Origin of the sequence: Vibrio fortis (assembly GCF_024347475.1) — a bacterium.
Classification (GTDB): domain Bacteria; phylum Pseudomonadota; class Gammaproteobacteria; order Enterobacterales; family Vibrionaceae; genus Vibrio; species Vibrio fortis.
Window position 1 is genome coordinate 669,750 of the sequence record NZ_AP025488.1, and the last position, 18,079, is coordinate 687,828.

At 45.9% G+C, this 18,079-nt stretch carries 15 protein-coding genes; 4 read left to right on the forward strand and 11 right to left on the reverse strand.

Translation table 11 applies throughout. The annotated features are described in order from the left end of the window. Window positions 1-3: 3 nt before the first annotated feature. On the reverse strand, window positions 4-675 hold the full coding sequence (locus tag OCV50_RS17535) for a Crp/Fnr family transcriptional regulator (protein ID WP_261905094.1): 672 nt from the start codon (window positions 673-675) through the stop codon (window positions 4-6). Between the two features lie 288 nt (window positions 676-963). Here OCV50_RS17535 and OCV50_RS17540 point away from each other — a divergent pair, with 288 nt between their 5' ends. Next, on the forward strand, window positions 964-2,136 hold the full coding sequence (locus tag OCV50_RS17540; protein ID WP_261905095.1) for a MalY/PatB family protein: 1,173 nt from the start codon (window positions 964-966) through the stop codon (window positions 2,134-2,136). A gap of 26 nt (window positions 2,137-2,162) precedes the next feature. Here the strand turns inward: OCV50_RS17540 and yidZ are convergent, their stop codons facing one another. From yidZ to OCV50_RS17565, 5 genes are all read right to left on the reverse strand, one after another. Beyond that, window positions 2,163-3,116 carry an HTH-type transcriptional regulator YidZ gene (gene yidZ / locus OCV50_RS17545; RefSeq protein WP_261905096.1) on the reverse strand — a complete coding sequence of 318 codons (954 nt, stop codon included), beginning with the start codon at window positions 3,114-3,116 and terminating at the stop codon, window positions 2,163-2,165. Continuing rightward, window positions 3,091-4,275, reverse strand: a complete 1,185-nt coding sequence (locus tag OCV50_RS17550) for an MFS transporter (RefSeq protein WP_261905097.1) — start codon at window positions 4,273-4,275, stop codon at window positions 3,091-3,093. The genes yidZ and OCV50_RS17550 overlap by 26 nt, the downstream gene beginning before the upstream one ends. Window positions 4,276-4,486: 211 nt before the next feature. Then, entirely contained in the window at window positions 4,487-5,494 is a 1,008-nt protein-coding gene (locus OCV50_RS17555; RefSeq protein ID WP_261905098.1) for a DUF2955 domain-containing protein, read from the reverse strand. Between the two features lie 5 nt (window positions 5,495-5,499). Continuing rightward, window positions 5,500-6,561 carry an HlyD family secretion protein gene (locus OCV50_RS17560; RefSeq protein ID WP_261905099.1) on the reverse strand — a complete coding sequence of 354 codons (1,062 nt, stop codon included), beginning with the start codon at window positions 6,559-6,561 and terminating at the stop codon, window positions 5,500-5,502. Between the two features lie 79 nt (window positions 6,562-6,640). After that, on the reverse strand, window positions 6,641-7,765 hold the full coding sequence (locus OCV50_RS17565; RefSeq protein WP_261905100.1) for an AI-2E family transporter: 1,125 nt from the start codon (window positions 7,763-7,765) through the stop codon (window positions 6,641-6,643). 298 nt (window positions 7,766-8,063) lie between these two features. Between OCV50_RS17565 and OCV50_RS17570 the strand changes: the two genes are divergently transcribed. Further along, window positions 8,064-9,056 (forward strand): AraC family transcriptional regulator, encoded by a 993-nt coding sequence (locus OCV50_RS17570; RefSeq protein ID WP_261905101.1) that lies wholly within the window; start codon window positions 8,064-8,066, stop codon window positions 9,054-9,056. 60 nt (window positions 9,057-9,116) lie between these two features. On the opposite strand, the gene OCV50_RS17575 is transcribed toward OCV50_RS17570, so the two are convergent. The 5 genes from OCV50_RS17575 to OCV50_RS17595 all read right to left on the reverse strand — a co-directional run bounded on the left by OCV50_RS17575 (window position 9,117) and on the right by OCV50_RS17595 (window position 14,841). Further along, window positions 9,117-10,229 (reverse strand): lipocalin-like domain-containing protein, encoded by a 1,113-nt coding sequence (locus tag OCV50_RS17575; protein ID WP_261905102.1) that lies wholly within the window; start codon window positions 10,227-10,229, stop codon window positions 9,117-9,119. Next, window positions 10,229-12,727: an ABC transporter permease gene (locus OCV50_RS17580; RefSeq protein WP_261905103.1), complete on the reverse strand. Its 2,499-nt coding sequence runs from the start codon at window positions 12,725-12,727 to the stop codon at window positions 10,229-10,231. Before OCV50_RS17580 ends, OCV50_RS17575 begins: the two co-directional genes overlap by 1 nt. Next, window positions 12,714-13,433 carry an ABC transporter ATP-binding protein gene (locus OCV50_RS17585; RefSeq protein ID WP_261905104.1) on the reverse strand — a complete coding sequence of 240 codons (720 nt, stop codon included), beginning with the start codon at window positions 13,431-13,433 and terminating at the stop codon, window positions 12,714-12,716. The genes OCV50_RS17580 and OCV50_RS17585 overlap by 14 nt, the downstream gene beginning before the upstream one ends. Before the next feature lie 214 nt (window positions 13,434-13,647). Further along, a complete protein-coding gene (locus tag OCV50_RS17590) occupies window positions 13,648-14,268 on the reverse strand; it encodes a heme-binding beta-barrel domain-containing protein (RefSeq protein WP_239839644.1) in 621 nt (206 codons plus the stop codon). Window positions 14,269-14,457: 189 nt separating this feature from the next. Further along, window positions 14,458-14,841, reverse strand: a complete 384-nt coding sequence (locus OCV50_RS17595; RefSeq protein WP_261905105.1) for a hypothetical protein — start codon at window positions 14,839-14,841, stop codon at window positions 14,458-14,460. Window positions 14,842-15,315: 474 nt separating this feature from the next. Between OCV50_RS17595 and OCV50_RS17600 the strand changes: the two genes are divergently transcribed. Together OCV50_RS17600 and OCV50_RS17605 are read left to right on the forward strand one after the other, a co-directional pair. Continuing rightward, window positions 15,316-16,701, forward strand: coding sequence for a TldD/PmbA family protein (locus OCV50_RS17600; protein ID WP_261905106.1), 1,386 nt, complete (start codon window positions 15,316-15,318; stop codon window positions 16,699-16,701). Continuing rightward, a complete protein-coding gene (locus OCV50_RS17605) occupies window positions 16,701-18,044 on the forward strand; it encodes a TldD/PmbA family protein (RefSeq protein ID WP_261905107.1) in 1,344 nt (447 codons plus the stop codon). Before OCV50_RS17600 ends, OCV50_RS17605 begins: the two co-directional genes overlap by 1 nt. The last annotated feature ends 35 nt before the right edge of the window (window positions 18,045-18,079 follow it).

Consider the following 18,079-nt stretch of genomic DNA (forward strand, 5'->3'; position numbering starts at 1 on the left):
GCTCTATTTTTCTACTTCTTCTAATCGAACTTGCTCAAGTATCGAAACACTTAACACTTCCAAGTAGCTGCGATGAACACGAATTGCGCCACGTTCAGACAGTTGTTTTAAAATACGATTGTAAACTCTTAGGCTAGTACCAAGCCTTTCACACTCAAGGTTCTTATTCGCGGTATAAGGCTGACCAGATGATTGCGCCTCATGTTCGAGTAAGTCATCGACAACGCAGTAGGTGATTGAGTGTAGTATATTACGAGTCATTCTCTCGACGGATAGATACCATTTCGATGTGAGGTGTTTGAATGTGCTGGCGGCAAGCTCTGGCGTTTCGCACACCAGTTGCTGAAAAGCACTGCCATTAACAATATAAGCTTGGGCTTCAGATTCTAAAACAACGGAGTAGAAGCATGTTTTGCCAGAAAATAGTTCCATGAGTCCAAGAAAACCATTGTGTTTGTAGCAGCCCAACTGATAGCGCCGTCCTCCTTCAGAAGTTCGATACAGTGACACTTCTCCTTGGCATATAAACAAGATGTCTTCTATCTCGTCACCTTGATGCAAGATGGTTTTACCACTAGGAAGTATCGTAGAGCGCAGGTTCAACTTGTTCTCATTGCTTTGCAATAATTGCAGTAGCTCATCTGAATGATAGATATCCTGCTGGGTAACTAGCATCTATAACCTCAAACCGTTTACGAATTCAGATGATGTTAACGTGCGGTCGTTCGGGATACTAGTGACAAGACTCTCATTGGCTTAATTTTGACTGCGGCAGCCTTGGTGAAAATTCTTTGAGCAATTCAATATACGTCTCATAGTGGGTGTATCGATGCAACACAGTTTCGCAAATACAAGCTTCAAACGTTTTCACATGATTCTAAGAAAAAATTCGAAATAATTTGCGTCTTTTTCCATGTTGTAGCGTCTTATAGGTAGAAAACTAGAAACTAACAGAGAGAAACGATGTTTAAAGCCATTCCAGATAACCAAAACGCCCTTGATAAATTCATCAAGCACGACAGCAAAATGCTCAAACAAGTCTATGGTTCGGATGACGTTACCCCTTATTGGATTGCCGATATGGCTTTTCCTATCGCGACACCAATTACGCAAGCGATACAGGGCTTGGTAAGTCGCGAAACTTACTCCTATGAGTTTGATTCTGAAACAATTTTTAAAGAGATTGCGCTTTGGAACCAGAAACGTCACGGCTTGGAGTTAGATCCAGCCAAGTTTGTGCAAGTGCCAGGTGTATTAAGTGCCATTGCTCTATTGGTTCGCGAATTTACGGAAAAAGGTGAGGGTGTCCTTATCCAAACTCCTGTCTATCACCAGTTCCGCCGCTTGATCGAGTCGGCAGGTAGAACCGCGGTCAACAATACGCTTAAGATTGAACAAGATCGTTATGTCATGGATTTTGATGCGTTTGAGGAACAACTTCGTGACGGTAACGTGAAGATGGTTCTATTGTGTAACCCTCACAATCCTGTTGGTCGAGTATGGACACAGCAAGAGCTGGCTCGAATGGTTGAGATTGCAGAGAAATACCAGACCTTGATCGTGAGTGATGAAGTGCATGCAGATATCATTTTTGATGGCGCGAAGTTTACCAGCCTGGCTGAGTTCGATTATGAGAAGAGCGTGACCATCATTGGCTCTCCCGCTAAAAACTTCGGCCTGAATAGCATCTCCAATGGTTACATTTACGCGGCTAATAACGACCTGAAAGAGCAAATCAACGCGACAGTCGAATCCATGGCGCTGAGTCACGGCAACGCTTTTACAACGTATGCGACGATCGCGGCTTACCAACAAGGCGAAGAATGGTTTGAACTGTTTCTTCAATACACACAAGCGAGTCGCGACTGGATCATTGAGTTCATGGCAGAACACCTACCGCAAGTTAAGGTATTCAAGCCACAAGGCACTAACCAGATTTGGTTTGATTTTACTGGATTGCGTCTAGAGGCCGAGCAACTTAAGTCACTGCTTGTGAACGACGCGAAACTGGCATTGACTCCCGGTACTTGGTTTGGTGAACCCGATCAGAACTTTTATCGCATGAACTTTGCTGCACCATTAGAGCAAATAAAAGCCTCGCTACAATCATTGCGGGAGGCTGTGAACAGGGTCTAGTGTGCAGGAAAAGGTTCCAGTTAGAGTTAGTTTGTCATTAAGCTTCTGAGTGTCTCTTTGAGCCAAACAAGCTTAGGGTTATAAGCATTACGCTTATGCCACATCATGGTGAATGGGATCGTCAGTTTCTCTAACTGTTCACCTGCTAGCGGTAGCGGCAGTGCGACTAAATTGGGATGAAGTTGCTTGATATAATCTTCACAATAGCCGGGAGAGGTTGTCAGCATTTGATGCTCCGGTTGCGCTGCCATATAAAGAGCTTGCTCAAAGCTAGATAGGGTCAACCCAACATTTCGGGTTCTCCCTATCTCTTTCAGGACTTCATCAAGAGCCCATGTTTCGCTTTTCTCCCACACGATGTTGATGTGGGTGTACTTGAGGAAGGTATCGAGCGCCCACTCTTCTTTTAGAGCAGGATGATCGTCTCGCAGAAACACCTTAGGTTCGTCGTTGAACAACACTTCAAAGTCGATAGAGTAGGGCATCAAATCCAGAGACTCTTTTGACCTCGGGTGAGTTTCTCGCCCCGTGAACGCAATATCAGCCTCACCACGAATTAGAGCATCTATTGAATCGTAGTCCCAATTGCTGGTCTTAATGCTCGCATTGGGATAACTCTGATCAATTTTGAGTAGTAGGTCGTTCAAAAACGTGAGCAGTAAGGGAGACTCGATATGGAGATCGAAGTGCACCTTATTGTTTGCCGCTTCACTGCGTTTATCCATGAGCTGATGGCTTTTCTGCAACCAGTCTGACAGGTCTTGTTCCATACTCTCAACTAGAGGCGTAGGTGCTAACCCTTTTGGTGTTTTTACAAACAGCGGATCATCAAACCAATCCCTTAGTTTATTTAAAGACTTACTCACGGTAGACGGCGTAACGTTGAGTTTTTTCGCCGTCATAGACACGCTGCGCTCTTGCACAAGCAATTGCAGCGTGAAAAGTAAGTTGAGATCAAGACGGTTGAGAGCTTTCTTCATAGTGACGATTCGTTGTTTGTACTCGTTCTAATAGTAATAGACCGCAACTGGTGATACTACCTAAGACTAGGATAAAGATTAGAATATTCAATGCATTAATCCCTAACGCTCCCATTAGCCAGATATACGCCGCAGAGAAAGAGACATGGCTAATACCAAGTAGTGAGCTAGCGACCCCTGCACGTTGGCTAAATGGCGCTAAGGCCTGACTCATTGTTACCCCAAAGCCCAAAGAGAAGCCAATACATAAGGCGACGAACGATCCGAGGTAATAAGGTGTAGCAAGGTGCAGTTGAGAAGAGAACAACAACCCAGTTGCCGCAGTCGCAAACAGAAGTTGTGCGCTAACGATAAGGGTTTTCTGATTCACGTGGTTCAAGATAAATGGCGTACAAAAGGAGGTGAGCATACCCGCCAATGCGGTGTATGCCATGACAGATGAGTAACCGCCACGATCCATTTCTAGCGTCCCCATGATCACCATCGGTGATACGTTCACATAACTAAGTATTGTGGCAACGCCTAATGTCGTAATAACCAGTCTTCTTAAGAAGTAGCCATTGATAAAAGACTCTGAGCTCTGTTCGAGAGTGGCGTTAGATCGCTCTTTAGTTAAGGTCTCACGCAGAACAAAGGTGGCGAGAACGCATACCACTACACCAATCGCTGCCATTACTGTAAATAGGGTTTGCCACGGAGAGTAGAGCATGATCATGTGGCCAACCACTGGCGCAATCACTGGGATAATACAGGTGATGCCATTGAGCATAGAGAGCACTTTTGCTCGGGCTTGATCATCCAGTACATCTCGAAGAATTGCAAAGGCGACCACATAACAAGCCCCAGCCCCAACCCCTTGGAAGAAGCGACCAGTTAAAAATACTGAGATTTGTTGGGTACTGCCCGCAAACACAGACGCCGCAATAAAGATCAAAGCCCCAATAATGATGACAGGCTTTCTTCCCAGTTGGTCCGCCACTTTGCCTGCCAATAACATGGTGCTAGCCATACCTGCTAAATAAATCGAAAACGCGGTATGCAGCTGTGATTCGGTCGCATTCAGATCCGCCGCGATTTGCGGTAACCCAACTAAATACAGATCAATGGCAGTTGGGTAGAGCAGTACAAAGCTAAAACTACACAGTAAGAAACGGATCATAACAACCTCTAAACTCGAAAAGATGGCGTGAGTTTAAAGAGTGCAGCAGGCAACAAGCGAGTGAACAACACGACAACAGGTATGTCGTGATTGGACATTGGTGATTGGGTCTTGCCAACGGGGCGGACAGCGGCATTTTTTGCGTAGAGGTTGAACACTGAAATAATCAGGTCTGTTACGGCACGACGGCAAGTCCTTGAAGAGTATTCACTCATTCTGATTGAGGCTGAGGCTTTTTGTCAGGGAGCATCTTGTTGATAATGAGCATCGCAGCGAAAATGTAGGCCATTGCGAAAGCTATTTGCGTCAACCTTACAAAAATCTTTCCTTCTGCATCATCCATAATCGGCCCCAGTGAAACACCGCATACAACAGTGAAGGCGGTCATTGCGGTCGGAGCGAATACATTTCCCTTTAACAGTTGTTGAGCTAGTAATGCATAGCCAAGCAACAGAACAAGAGCAAGCAATGGGAGAAATGGCGCGATGACAATCACCTCATAAGCAAAAACAGCCATCAAACCACCAGCGATATTGCCAATCATCGCTCCTTTTATCATATCGAAATTGTTGCTGGTGGCGGCAAACTGAGTAACTTGTACTGCAAGGTAAGTAAGCGTGAATGCACTGACGCTGCTCGTAATGAATGAGAAAGCAACAAACGGCAAAAACGCTATACTTAACCTTAACCAGCGTCTGTTTTCGCAATAGTTTTCATCAGATTTTTGAGGTGAGTTTACCGAATCGTCTGCAGGTAGTAGATGGAACGCGAGGCTACTGGCTAACCATGCAATTAAGAGGTTATGAGGCAGCCAAATTGCAAGGTCCCACGCTATAGTAGGGTTCGATTTCATCTGTAATGGAATCAGTAACGCACCAAGTAATGCCATTACTACCGTAAGTATGTCTTTTTTAACAACCAGAAGCTTGTAAGACAATAAGACCCCAACAAAAACGAGCATTAACGTTGCCCCTGGATAAAAGCGCGTAGCCGCAGAGAGATACCATGCTCCAATCATGTATACGTAAGCCACTATGATCAGCTTAATAGCATACTGAGCAGGCACCTGTTTTGGAGATAGGATAAATAAGCTTGTGAGTACAGCTCCGACAAAAGAGAGTTTCCAGCCTATACCTAAGCCCAAGACAAAAACAATCCAAGGCGTGAGGGCGACGCGGAGCCCATATCTGAGCATAGAATCTGATAAAAACATCGGCATAACGGCTAGTATAGGTAGCTTAACAGAGACATAGTTCTTATATAGGCTGACGCTAAAAGGTTCATTAACGTGTTATCGCCAGTGTAGATGATGACGTCTGCTTGGCCATTGAGAAACAGCTTCACGTCATCGTCGCTATTGGCGCTTCTGTAATCCGTTAGTACGATTCTTATAGGGAATCTTTGTGGCTCTCTCAGCCAGTTGTTGTTAGTGGATGGGTTTGGCAGACCGTCAGCCCCAAGGTTGTCATGAAAAGCCGCAGAAACAATACTTTCAACTTCTCCTTTAAATACTCGTCCAGGATGTGTATCCAACACAACGCTCACGCTGTCGCCTGCATCGATTTTGCCGACATTGTTCTCGGTCATGTAGGCTTCGATCCAGATATCTCTACCATCAATGAATGTCATTATTGGTTGACCTGCTTGTGCATGAGCTCCAGCAGCAACTGATAAATTGACCACGCCGCCATCAGATGGTGCTCTTAATTCAGTATAAGTGAGCTCTAACTCTGCTTGTGCAAGGTTCACCAAAGCAGAGCGGACTTTAGGGTTATCTTGACCATCACTGCCTAGCCTCGATGCCGCACTTTGATATTCTGCGCGAGCCACTTCTACGGCGCTTTCAGCATCAGATAAACTAGCCCTCGCTTCATCTGCTTTTGCTTTAGGAATTAATCTTTTTCTTTCTAACTCAAGCCATCTCGCTGTCTGAACTTTTACACTTTCCAGGTTGGCTTGTTGTCGAGTCAACTGTGCTTGTGCTCGTTCAACTTCAGATGACGAGGCCCCAACATCTTGAGTTGTCGTTTCTAGTTCCGCTTTTCTTCTTTCAAGAACAAGCTCAAATGGACGAGGGTCGATACGAGCGAGCAGAGCGCCAGCCTTTACAGCTTCCGTATTCACGGCCTGTATATCGATGACAGTCCCGCTTACCATTGGAATGATAGGCGTCACGACAGCTTTCACTCTAGCGTTGGAAGTAAACGGTGTAATCCTGTCTGCGGCCACATACCAAAGAAATATAACGGCTGCTAGGCACGCGACAACCTTTACGAATCTATCCATTATTCTATTTCACTGTAATTAAAGATTGGTTGAGGATGAGGAAAGAGCGGTAAGCATGGCTACCGCCCATTTTATTGTTTTAGCTGTTTGTACTCTTTTCCGGTTGTTCAAGCACAGCTTGCGTCGCGCTATCGCTTTCCGCTGCCACCCACGCCATAAAGACTTGGTAACCCGCTGCTAAGAAGGCAGCACCAATGAACATGCCAAGAATTCCGCCTGACATCATGCCTCCGATTGCACCAATTAGGACGACTGGCATCGGAACCTCCAAGCCTCTACCGAGTACCATTGGTTTTAGGAAGTTGTCCGTTAAGCTCGCTGCAATCATCAACACCGTAAAGATGGTGTTGTGTAAGGTTGAAGTGTCGTTTCCTGACCAAAGTAGAGCCGAAGCAACAATAGCGACCAAAGTTACGGGTATCTGACAGATAGCAAATACCAGGGCGACAATAGTCAGTAATGGGGCAGCAGGAACTGATGCGAAATTTACAGTAAGACCGAATACCAAAGCAGTTAAGAAGGCGATGCCGATAATACCGATCGCCACTTGACGAATGGTTGCGGTTGTCAGCTTATGTAGCTCTGTGCCTCGTTGTTCGTTGGAGAAGCTAATAAAGATTTTTTTGATTGAAAGAGTGGCTGGTTGCGCCCAAGCGAGCATAATGCCAGCGATGATGATTGCTCCAATCAGAAGAAATACACTTTTTGCAGCGCCACTTGCTGTTTCAACAAACCAGTTCAACACCTCTTTGATTTGAGGTTGACGATCTTCTACAAAGCCAGTGAGATCAAGGGATGCTTCCTTCCAAATTTCATAAAGGTTGGTGCCAATAAGTGGCCAGTCTTTTACATTTTCGGTGGGTGCTGGTAACACAAGAGTTCCGGCTTCATAGGCATCAAACGCCAGTAAGATGTTTGTTGCGAATGCATTACCAACTAAAGCTGTCGGGATTCCCAGTATTAAGACCCCTATGAAAGCAATCAAAGTTGAGCTTCTTGCTGGTGTCCATTTGGTCTTCTTTTCAATGAATAGGCGAACAGGGTAGAGTGCGATCGCCAGCACAAGAGCCCATAGCAAAATCGGCAAGAAAGGAAGAAACGCCCATGAACAAACTATGATGATGAATGCTAGTGTGGAAAATCGGATCAAAGATTTGGTGAATGCGTTTGATATCACAACTTCTAAATCTTCGTTATTTCTCATGAGTAGTTCCCATATAAAAGTGACAATTTTTGGTGGTGGTGCTAACGGTGTTTATACTTTATTTTCACCCATTACATTTGTTGCAATCAGGCATACGATTTAATGGTGCTAATAGAAAATTAGTTTACTTTTGTAGTAAATTCAAAAAATTAATGAAGTAATGGATCGCAGTTTTTTTAAATTCTAAACGTTTTGTTTATATGAATTTGTCATTTTGCGCCAAACCACCAGATTTTAGTGGTTGTCACTTTAAGAACAGAGCGTAAGGGTAGGAATGAAAGAACGGAACGCAAACAAGATGGTTTCTCTTATCAAGTGTGGATACGCGCAATATTTGGTGGCTGGCTACATAAAATTGGGGCTTGATCCGCACCCGTTGATTGCCGAGTCTGGTCTGCCCTCACAACTTATGGATCTCGATGAAGCATTTATCCCGCACGATTCAGTTAAGAAGTTGGTTTCCTTGTTGGCGAGTGAACTTGAGGTCGAGCAGTTTAAACAGCTAGTTAAGACTGCGTTGCAACGAAACTCTGTCCAGCGATTAGTCGGCGAGTTTCGACATTGTAAAACCGTAAGGGACGCTTTGCGCGAAACCAGCAATATTTATCTGCATGATTCCACAAATGTAGATGTTGGGTTGGATGTTACTTACGGAGAGAGCTGGTACTGGTGTAAACGAAAAACAGAAGACAGCTCAGAATTTGTTTGGTCGGAAGTTTACGCGATAGCTTATATCGTTGAACTCATTCGAACATTGTCTCGCACAGATTGGCAGCCTTCAAAGATTAAGGTTCAGTCACCAAATGTTGAATATCATCGAGGTGTTATTTCAAAGACGTGCCAATATTATGTCAATGATTCAAAAATCGAAATTTACGTTGAAGATGTGATCTTAGATACCGAGTTGCACTTGCCGGGAAGAGTTTTAGATAGACCATTACTCGAGCAAGACTGGCATTCAAGTTATACCGAGAAAGTATTTACGGCTTTATACCCTTACGCCAAGGATCTCGACTTGACCATCGCGCGATCCGCTGATCTTTTAAAAACATCGCCCAGAACCTTACAACGTAGATTGGGCGAAGAGGGCACGACGTTTAGAGCACTAAAAGACAGTTTAATGTTCACTTGCGCGGTCGAGTTGATGACAGAGGGCTACCCGTTAACTCATATCGCCACTCAACTCTCTTTTTCCGATTTGCCGCAATTCTCTCGTTCATTTAAAAGGGTGAGTGGCTTGAGCCCACAAAAATATCAAATGACGATTTTAGACGCCGGTAGTATAAGCTGAGCCTTACGTTGGTTTAGCTTGTTGTGTTCGCAATATAAATGCCTAACTTGAAAAGTCTATTCAATACCCCGTCAGTTCCATATACCCACTTCCAGTGTGGGAACCTTGGATGATGACAGGGCCTTCCCAGTATGGGACGGACAGCGGCATTTTTGCGTTGGGATTGAGTGCCGAAACGGTAAGTTCAATTTCGTGGTTTGGAATCGAGATTGTCCACTCTGTTGGGTAGTCTCGGTTATCGATTTCTGTATATTTCTGCACACGCATTGCAATCTCATCTCGAGCAATAGCAGTACCTGAACCGTCTTGATTCATTAAGCGTGCGTTGGAGTAACTTGCGCTCCCCGTTTCAGAGTCGCGCAGTTGGAATACCACTAGGCTGGTTTCATCATTAAGTCTTAAAGCAAACCAATCCCATCCCTGTTGTGAATCAAGCAAGAATTGTGAACTCCACTCCCTATCTATCCAACCTTTTCCGAAGACTTGATGCGTATTGCCATCAATGACGACTTGACCAGAAACATCAATAAACGGCTGGCTGTAGTAGTAGGAAGCCACTTGTCCATCTGCACTTTTTTCGCTGTATCCCTGCTTACCTTGCTTTTGATAAGGCGCGCTACTGGTGAGAATAAGCGAGTAGCCGAACTGTTCGGAGCTCGCATTCAACGTGGCAGGGAAAAGATCATCGGTCGACGATGTCCATTGCCAATCATCAAGATAAACCCGAAATGGTGAAACATCGACACCTGCCAAGGCTGCGTGGTCACGAGACCATTTTTCATCTGCGTAGTGTTTTTTCTGAGTAGTAACAGCACTGTGCGCCATGTAGATCTGGCTGCTTTGCCATTGTGTTTTCTTAGCTTCATTTGAATTGGATGGCGGAGCAGCGGCAAAGCGAAATTGGGTCCACTGCACTCCGAGTGCTTGGCCATCTTCATCGGTTAAATTGGCAGTTAAGTACCACCATTCATGGCGAAAGTCGGGATGGGCTTGGTGGTCTGCGGGGAAGTTGATTTCAACTCCTTCTGTAACGGGAGTGAACTGGTCATCTTGTGATTGGTTGCTTTCAGCACTTCCTAATAGTGTCCCCATGGTTTGAGGTTGCTGCTCTTCGCAACCAAGGAGTGCCAGAGTGAGTAGAGTAAAAGTGGTGAGTTTGATGGTTTGAATCATTATAGAACCTCACTCTGCAAGCTGGAGACGACAGGTTTACTGACTAAACGCCAAAGCGGAATCAGGGTGGCAATTACGGCGACCACAATCGTAACGCCAGCTATGTTCAGTGCATCACTCCAATCCCATAGATAGTTTAGGCTCCAACCAAAAGCGCGCAATGTAACAATATCGGTGAGTACATAACCGACCAAAGCCCCTAATGGTAAGGCGATAACAAGAGTAAAGCTGACTAGCGCGACAATCTGCCCGATCACCATCGCCATCAGCTTTTTACGATTCACACCAAGTGCATACAACCTTGCAATCGCGGCTTTGCGCGCATCGAGCAACATAAAACAGGCGGTGAACAGGCCGATTACAGCGACCATCAATGTAACGCCATTTAACGCTCGTGTGATGGCAAAAGTTTGGGAGAATATATCCAAGGCGATAGATTTGATCTGCGCTTGATCGTAGAGCTGACTTGGGTGCAGGTTCAGTTCTTTACGTAACTGTTCATAAACCAACTCTGGATTGCCAGACACTTTAATACCAAGGCTGGTGGGCAAGTCGGTAAAACCGCTTTCTCGCCACAGTTGCGGCGCTAAGAGTACCTCTCCATTTGGGGAACCGTAATCATGGAAAACAGCGCCGACGATCAGTTCTTTGTTTGGAATCGCGTCGAGCTTAAATTCACTTGCAAGTGACAACCTAAGTTTAACTGCAGTTGGTTCGCTGATGGCAACGACTTCACCTTGATAAAAGCGCGGCCAAAAGTCATCAAGCCGAGATTGAAAAACCATGGTCTGCTCTAGAGTGTCTTTGTCTTTTGTGCCGAGCAAAATAGGTAAGCCATACAGGTTGTCGTCGACGTAATACTGCTTATAAACGGTTTGGACGTTCTCAAATTGCTCTAGAGCTTGCTCAACATTGGCGATCTCTCCCTGAGATGGGCTGACATAGATGTCGGCATGAAGCCGCTGTTCAAGCCATTGTTTGAGTGTTGATTCAAAGCTGCCGACTAGGGTATTCATCCCCATATTGGCGGTAACGGCAAGCAGCAGTGCCATCATCGCCAGAGAAAGAGGAGAAATAAGCTCTCGCAGTTCGGCAAACAGGTACTGCATCAACCCGGAATGTGTGCGCTGTTCACACCAAACCGCCAATATCATCAGTGTTTTTGGAAGGTATAAAGGAATCGACACGACTAAAAGCCCCAACCATGCCATGGTGAAACGATGATGTTCGCTAAGCCAAAGCCCCGCTAATGCCAAAATGGTGAGTAGTACGCCAGCAATGAACAGTTGGTTTTCATTGGATGAATCTGGCGCTTGGTAATAGCCACCATGAGAAGAGAGCGGTTGCTGCACTCGTTGTTTAAAGTGCTGCCAGCATGCAAGCAGTGTCGCAGCCAAGGTGAGTAGTAGAGCTTGAGCCCACCACTGCCATTGCCACGTTCCTGGGAGTAACGTCGCGCCATAGAGTTGTTCCAAGGTAAGCGCAACCGTTGGGTGTAGCCAATGGCTAAGCTGCATACCCAAAACAAAGCCGATTGAGGCACCAATGGTCACTAAGATGGTGAGCTCGATGAGCAAGGCTGAGAATACCAGAGTGGGTGCTATTCCCGCTTGCTGAATTTGCACGAGCAGTCGATTACGTTTGAGTAAGCTATACTTCACGCCGTTATAGGCGATGAACAGTCCGACCAGAAATGCGAGCAAACTCATTGCCGTTAGATTGAGATGAAAGCTGTCGGTCAGAGAGCCCAAATCGGTGCTTTGGTTATTGGTGATCCATTGCCCTTGGTCGCCAACGTACTCTTGCCAATTGGTTTGAGTGTCGTTCCCTAAATCGAAAACAGCGATGTAACTGAGTTGGCCTTGTTTATTGAGCAACTGCTGCGCAAATCCAATGTCCATCAACATTCGGCTGCCGAGTTGCCATTCATCGGGTAAAACCACCACCTGAGTTTTAATGTCGTCCAAAATCAGCGTATCGAGTTCGCCGATATTTTGGTATTGCGACTGACTCATCATCACGATGGGTTCGTTGGCCAAGAGTGCTGGTAGCGGCAGCAAGCTATCGAATAGAGAGACGTTCTGATCATTGCCCGATGCGTAGCGAGAGCGGGATGTGATCGCGGTGATCAGTTCACTGCCTTGTATCGACCAACGGCGCCCTTGTTCGTCTCTCACCCGTCCTTCAATTATGGGCAATGCCGCGCTCAACCCTTGTTGTCTGAGAGTGAAGTAGACTAACTCCGGTAAGTAGTTTTGCCCTGCTGGTGGAATAATCAGATTCTGCGCTTGCGCACTGAGTTGTTCAGTGGATTCGGCATAACTGCGCTTGGCGTTGAGGTTGATGGCTTGTACTGCAACAAATAGTGTTACTGCCAATACAATGCCGATCAAAATCGCTGCAGCTTGAAGTGGCGCTTGCCGATAGTGGGCAGCGAACAAGTTCAGCGTAAGCTTGGTATGGTTGAATTTGAAAGAGTTGATCCTAGCGTGCTTCATGTGACACGTCGCTTAGGTTTTGTGGACGTACTATCCGATCATTGTACAACTCACTATTTTCAAGTCGTAATCGCGTCTGCATAAATTCGGCGCAGTCATTGCTGTGGGTGACCAACAGAACCGCAGTGTTACCTTGTATCGTGATTTCACTTAATAGTTTCATCACTTCGGTACCGGCTTTTTGGTCGAGGTTGCCGGTTGGCTCATCGGCCAATAGCAGCTTGGGTTGATGTGCCAGTGCGCGCGCGATCGCCACTCGTTGCTGTTGCCCGCCGGACAGCGCAGATACATGCCGTTCGAGCAGTTGGTTGATGCCAAGTGTCTCGACCAAATAGTTACACCAGTCATTCCATTGTTGCTGATTCAAATGCAGCGGAAAGGCGATGTTCTGTTTCACATTCAGGGGCGTTAATAGGTTGAACTGTTGGAAGATCACGCCGAGTTTTTGATGACGAAATTGGCTCCAATGTGGATCTTTCCAATGGTTGGTGTTGTCGCCATCTAGCCATAGCTCACCAGAGGATAGCGGCTCAAACCCAGCAATCATGTTCAGTAGCGTGCTTTTTCCGCTACCACTGGCTCCTGTTAAAGCGACACTGGAACCTGTCTGTAGCGTAAAGTTGACGTTGTCTAATACCTGATGATTCTCTTTGCCATCAATAAAGCTTTTACTGACACATTTGAGTGCGACGAGTGGGCTTTCCATTACCTCTCCCTAGGGGCTTGTTTTAGCTGTAACGCTCACAAATTGGGTTACTTAAAATCTTAGCTTACAAACAGAGAGAAGGACGCGATTTCGTTCGAATTATTAATAACTTGCTATTAGAAATAGGCTCAGAAAGGAATAGAAAAACGCCCAAAGCAGATGAGCATTGGGCGTTAAACCTGTTGTGGATGGGTTATTTAGAGGCTCGCCCTTGTTATTCCACCTTAACTAGGGTGCTTGAGTCAGTGTGAGCGAACACATTGTCATAGATCTCCAAGCCAGTGGTTTGAGAGTAGGTGATTTGCTCATCTGAAATTACGATATTCATAGTGAAATCGGTGGTCTTTGCGTTATCGGTCATATATTCAGATTCTGCGATACCGCGCTTCGAAGATACCAGCGTCATGTTGTCACCTGCAGGCCCTTCTGCTGTTACACAAGTGGTTCTTGGTACGCAAAAAGAGTTGTAGACGATTTGATTCTTCTGGTCGTAAATGAAGTAACCACGCTGATCATGGAACTTTGAGTCGTCCGCTTTTCTGAATACCTCTTGCTTGTAGTACAGCGCAACAAGGTACTGATCACTGGCGTTGGTGGCATCTGCCGCAACTTCAAACGTCATTACTTCATAAAACGGTGTCACTGCTGGCCCACCTGCGCCAACTTCTGTGCCTTTCTGACCAGGTGAAACATCAACGCCAGCGGCATCGATGGATTTCCATGTACCGACCAGTTTCGCAAGTGGGCCAAAGTCCATACCGTTGATGGTTGAATGGTCAGCGAATACAGGTGTTGAGACTGCGGTAGCTATAGCAAGAGCTAAAACTTTTTTCATGACTGCTTCCTTATATTTTTATTATTAAACCTTTATAAAAATAAGGTTATTTAGAAGCTGGTTTATTAACTCAGATCAGTATTGCTGGCTGTTATTAAAGCAAGTTGTAACCTTATGTATCAGTTAGTTAGCATCAGTGAATTAGTCATACCATTGAGTGCTTTTTGCTCTAGTAATTTGTGGAAGTGTCTAAAAATCTTGAACTAACGTTGGTGTTTGAGAGCGAAAGAGTTTGGTGAACAGAGATTTGTATCGCCAACCGATTGATAATAGATGCTGCGCCAATCTTTTGTTCTCGATGATTGCGACTTCAATGCCTCGGTAGTGGTAGGGCGAGCGCTTTACATAGTCGATGAACGCGGTAAGCACGCCTTGACTGCGGACAGAAGGGGAGAAGTAGACCGCCACAATGCTGAATCGTTGGCTTCCTACGGGGCAGCGAACAAAGCAATGACCAAACTCGGTCTGAATGGTTTCAGAAAACTCAGGAAATGGTCGAGATTGGCACATCTGAGAAAGACTATCGTATTCAGTGCAAAGCTGGCTCAGAAGGTGTTTAGCGTCATCATTCATACAGGCTACTCCGAATTTGGTTTCGCTGTTTTTCTGATGATTATTTTACCGCTGATTACTGGCGCAAATGCGGTATAAAGCGTCGCCTATTTTGTTCCGAGTTTTGGCTTTGTGTATCGAGAAGAGGCCATGAAGCAGATGGAATTTATGTGGCTTTGGAATTAAATGACCCCTTGTTTACTGTAGTGAGAGCGCTCGTTGGAGGTCTTTTGAATGCTACCTTTCTAAGGAAGATGTTCAACTTTAGCGGATCAAGTTTTCGCTTACCTTTCTGGTTTTTACACTCGGTGTAAAGAATTTAGCTTTTCGTAACTTAATAAATTCGGCTTTGTTTAGAGCATATACTGCGATTAATGTTAAAATTTAACGCATTGCCAACATGTCTTCAGTGCCATAAACGATTGAATCGCATAATGAAGAGGCGCTGATGCGTAGGCTAGATTGGCTAGGAATATCAACGAGCAAGGAGATTTCATGCTTAATTCTGTAACGGCGAAAGCGGTGATCGATCACGCTCTCTTTTTAGGGGCGGATTTCGCGGAGCTATTCGTTGAACACCACCAAACCAGCAACGTGCAAATTGCGTCTGGTGAAGTGGACAAGGTTAACTCGGGCATCGATTTTGGTATCGGTATCCGTCTATTCTTCGGTCATAAAGTCCTTTACGGTTACACCAATAGCACCGATGAGAATGAACTTAAACGCGTAACATCACTGCTTGCGGCAAAAGATAAACGTGAGCAAATCGCTTCTTCAGGTGCTCTGAATCTGAACCGTTACCCAGTGCAGCATGGTTGTCGTATGCCACTGAGCAAAGACGTGAATCTCGATTCAAAAATTGCTTTTTTACTTCAAGCGGACAAAGCCGCTCGTGCTGAAAGTGAGTACATCAGCCAGTTTATCGGCAGTGCGCTTCAACGCGAACAGCGAGTTTCTATCTTCAACTCTGAAGGCCTTCACGTAGATGATACTCGTCACTACATTCGCGTATCGGGAAATACCGTTGCACAAAAAGGCACAGAGCAATCATCGGGCATGGAAGGGCCGGGAGCACTAGCAGGCTGGGAGTTTAGTGAGCAGTTAGATGCTAAAGAGCTTGGTCAAAGCATTGCACAGCAAGCCCTAATTAAACTGGGTGCGGATGTTTGTCCGTCTGGTGAAATGCCCGTAGTGATTGGTAATGGTTTTGGTGGGGTAATCTTCCACGAAGCGTGTGGCCACTTACTAGAGACGACTTCTGTGGCTAAGAAGGCGTCGGTATTCCATGACCAAATGGGTGAAATGATTGCGCATACTGCGGTAAATGCAGTGGATGATGGCACCATGACCAATGAGTGGGGCTCTATTCATGTTGATGACGAAGGCATGCCGACACAACGCACTCAATTGATCAAAGACGGTAAGCTGACGAGCTTTATGGTCGACAAAATGGGTGGCATGAAAACTGGCTATGAGCCAACAGGCTCGGGCCGTCGTCAAAACTACAAGTTCGCACCTACGTCTCGTATGCGTAATACCTTCATTGAAGAGGGTGAACATACTCTTGATGAGATGTTCGCAGGCATTGAACGCGGTATCTACGCGAAAAAGCTCGGCGGTGGTTCGGTTCAGCCGGGCACGGGTGAGTTTAACTTTGCGGTCCGCGAAGCTTACTTGATTGAGAATGGTAAAGTCACTAAACCGTTGAAGACGGCGACTTTGATTAGTACTGGTCCTAAAGTGCTAAAAGAGATCAGCATGGTCGGGCAAGATATGGCGTTAGCACCGGGTATGTGTGGTTCGGTGAGTGGTTCGGTACCGACTACGGTTGGTCAACCTACGTTGAAGGTCGATAACATTCTAGTAGGAGGCGGGAACTAATGAGCCAAGAACAACAACTTCTTAATGCCGTTGAATACGTACTTTCCGAAGCAAAACGCCAAGGTGCCGAAGCGGACGTTATCGTTAACAGCAGCAATAGCTTTTCGCTTAAAGCCAACCAAGGTCAGCTTGATGAGTACAAAGTGAGTTCTAGCCAAGTACTGGGTGTACGCGTGGTGAAAGACGCTCGTGTGGCGACCAGTTACTCCGAGTCTCTAGAACAACCAAGTCTAGATCTACTGCTGACGAACGCATTGCAAAGTGCTCGTTTTTCTAAGCAGGATGAACATCAAACCATCAGTTGTGTTAACAGCACCATTACCACGGATGTGGCTGAAATTGCTCAGCAAGATACGGCTTCGGTTGATGAAAAAATCGAACTCTCATTGGCGCTTGAACAGGGTGTGATTAGTCAGCCTCACGCGAAGAGCTCTCCTTACAATGGTTACAGCGATGGTGAATCTCAATTAATCATCGCTAACACTCAAGGTTCGCTGTGTAAGCATTTCGAGCGTTCATTTAACTGTTATGCGTACACATTGTTTGAGAAAGATGGCAAGCAGTCGATGGCGGGTAAAATGTCAGTCGGTCGTCGCTTCAATGAGCTGAAACCTGAGTACTGTATTGAACAAGGTTACAATTTAGCGCGTGATCTACTTGATGGTGCGCCTGTCGCGACAGGAAACTACTCAGCGATCTTCCACATTAATGCGCTTAGTAGTTTGTTTGGCGCATTTGGCTCTGCATTCTCTGGCGTGAGCGCGATGAAAGGTATTACGCCACTTGGTGACAAGCTTGGTCAAGGTATTGCAAGCGAACTGCTGTCATTCACTGATAAAGCGTATATGCCGAATGGCATGGCGATTGCGAGCTTTGATAGTGAAGGTTTTGCAACTCAAGATAATGCGATTATTGTTGATGGTCAGCTAAATACGCTACTTCACAACAGCCAAACGGCAAGTTACTTAGGTGCAACATCGACCGCGAGTGCAGCGCGTGGTGCGAAGTCTAGCTTGGATGTATCTGCTAACCACCGCGTGATTGCAACGGGACAAAGCAGCGCAGCAGAAGTGAAAGCGGGCGAGTACCTGGAGCTGGTGGAATTGCAGGGCGTTCACTCTGGAGCGGATGCGGTAAGCGGCGACTTCTCATTTGGTGCGAGTGGTTTCTTGTGTCGAGATGGTGAACGAGTCCAGCCTGTGCGTGGTATTACGGTGGCAGGTAACTTCTACAAGATGCTTCAAGAGATTGATGCGGTCGGTAATAGCCAACTAAGCAATGACAGCCGAACCTTCTTTGCACCCGATGTTCGTTTTGCGCGCCTAAGCATTGGTGGTAAATAGCATCGGCGGCTGATTGCAATTGAGCTAAATGGTTT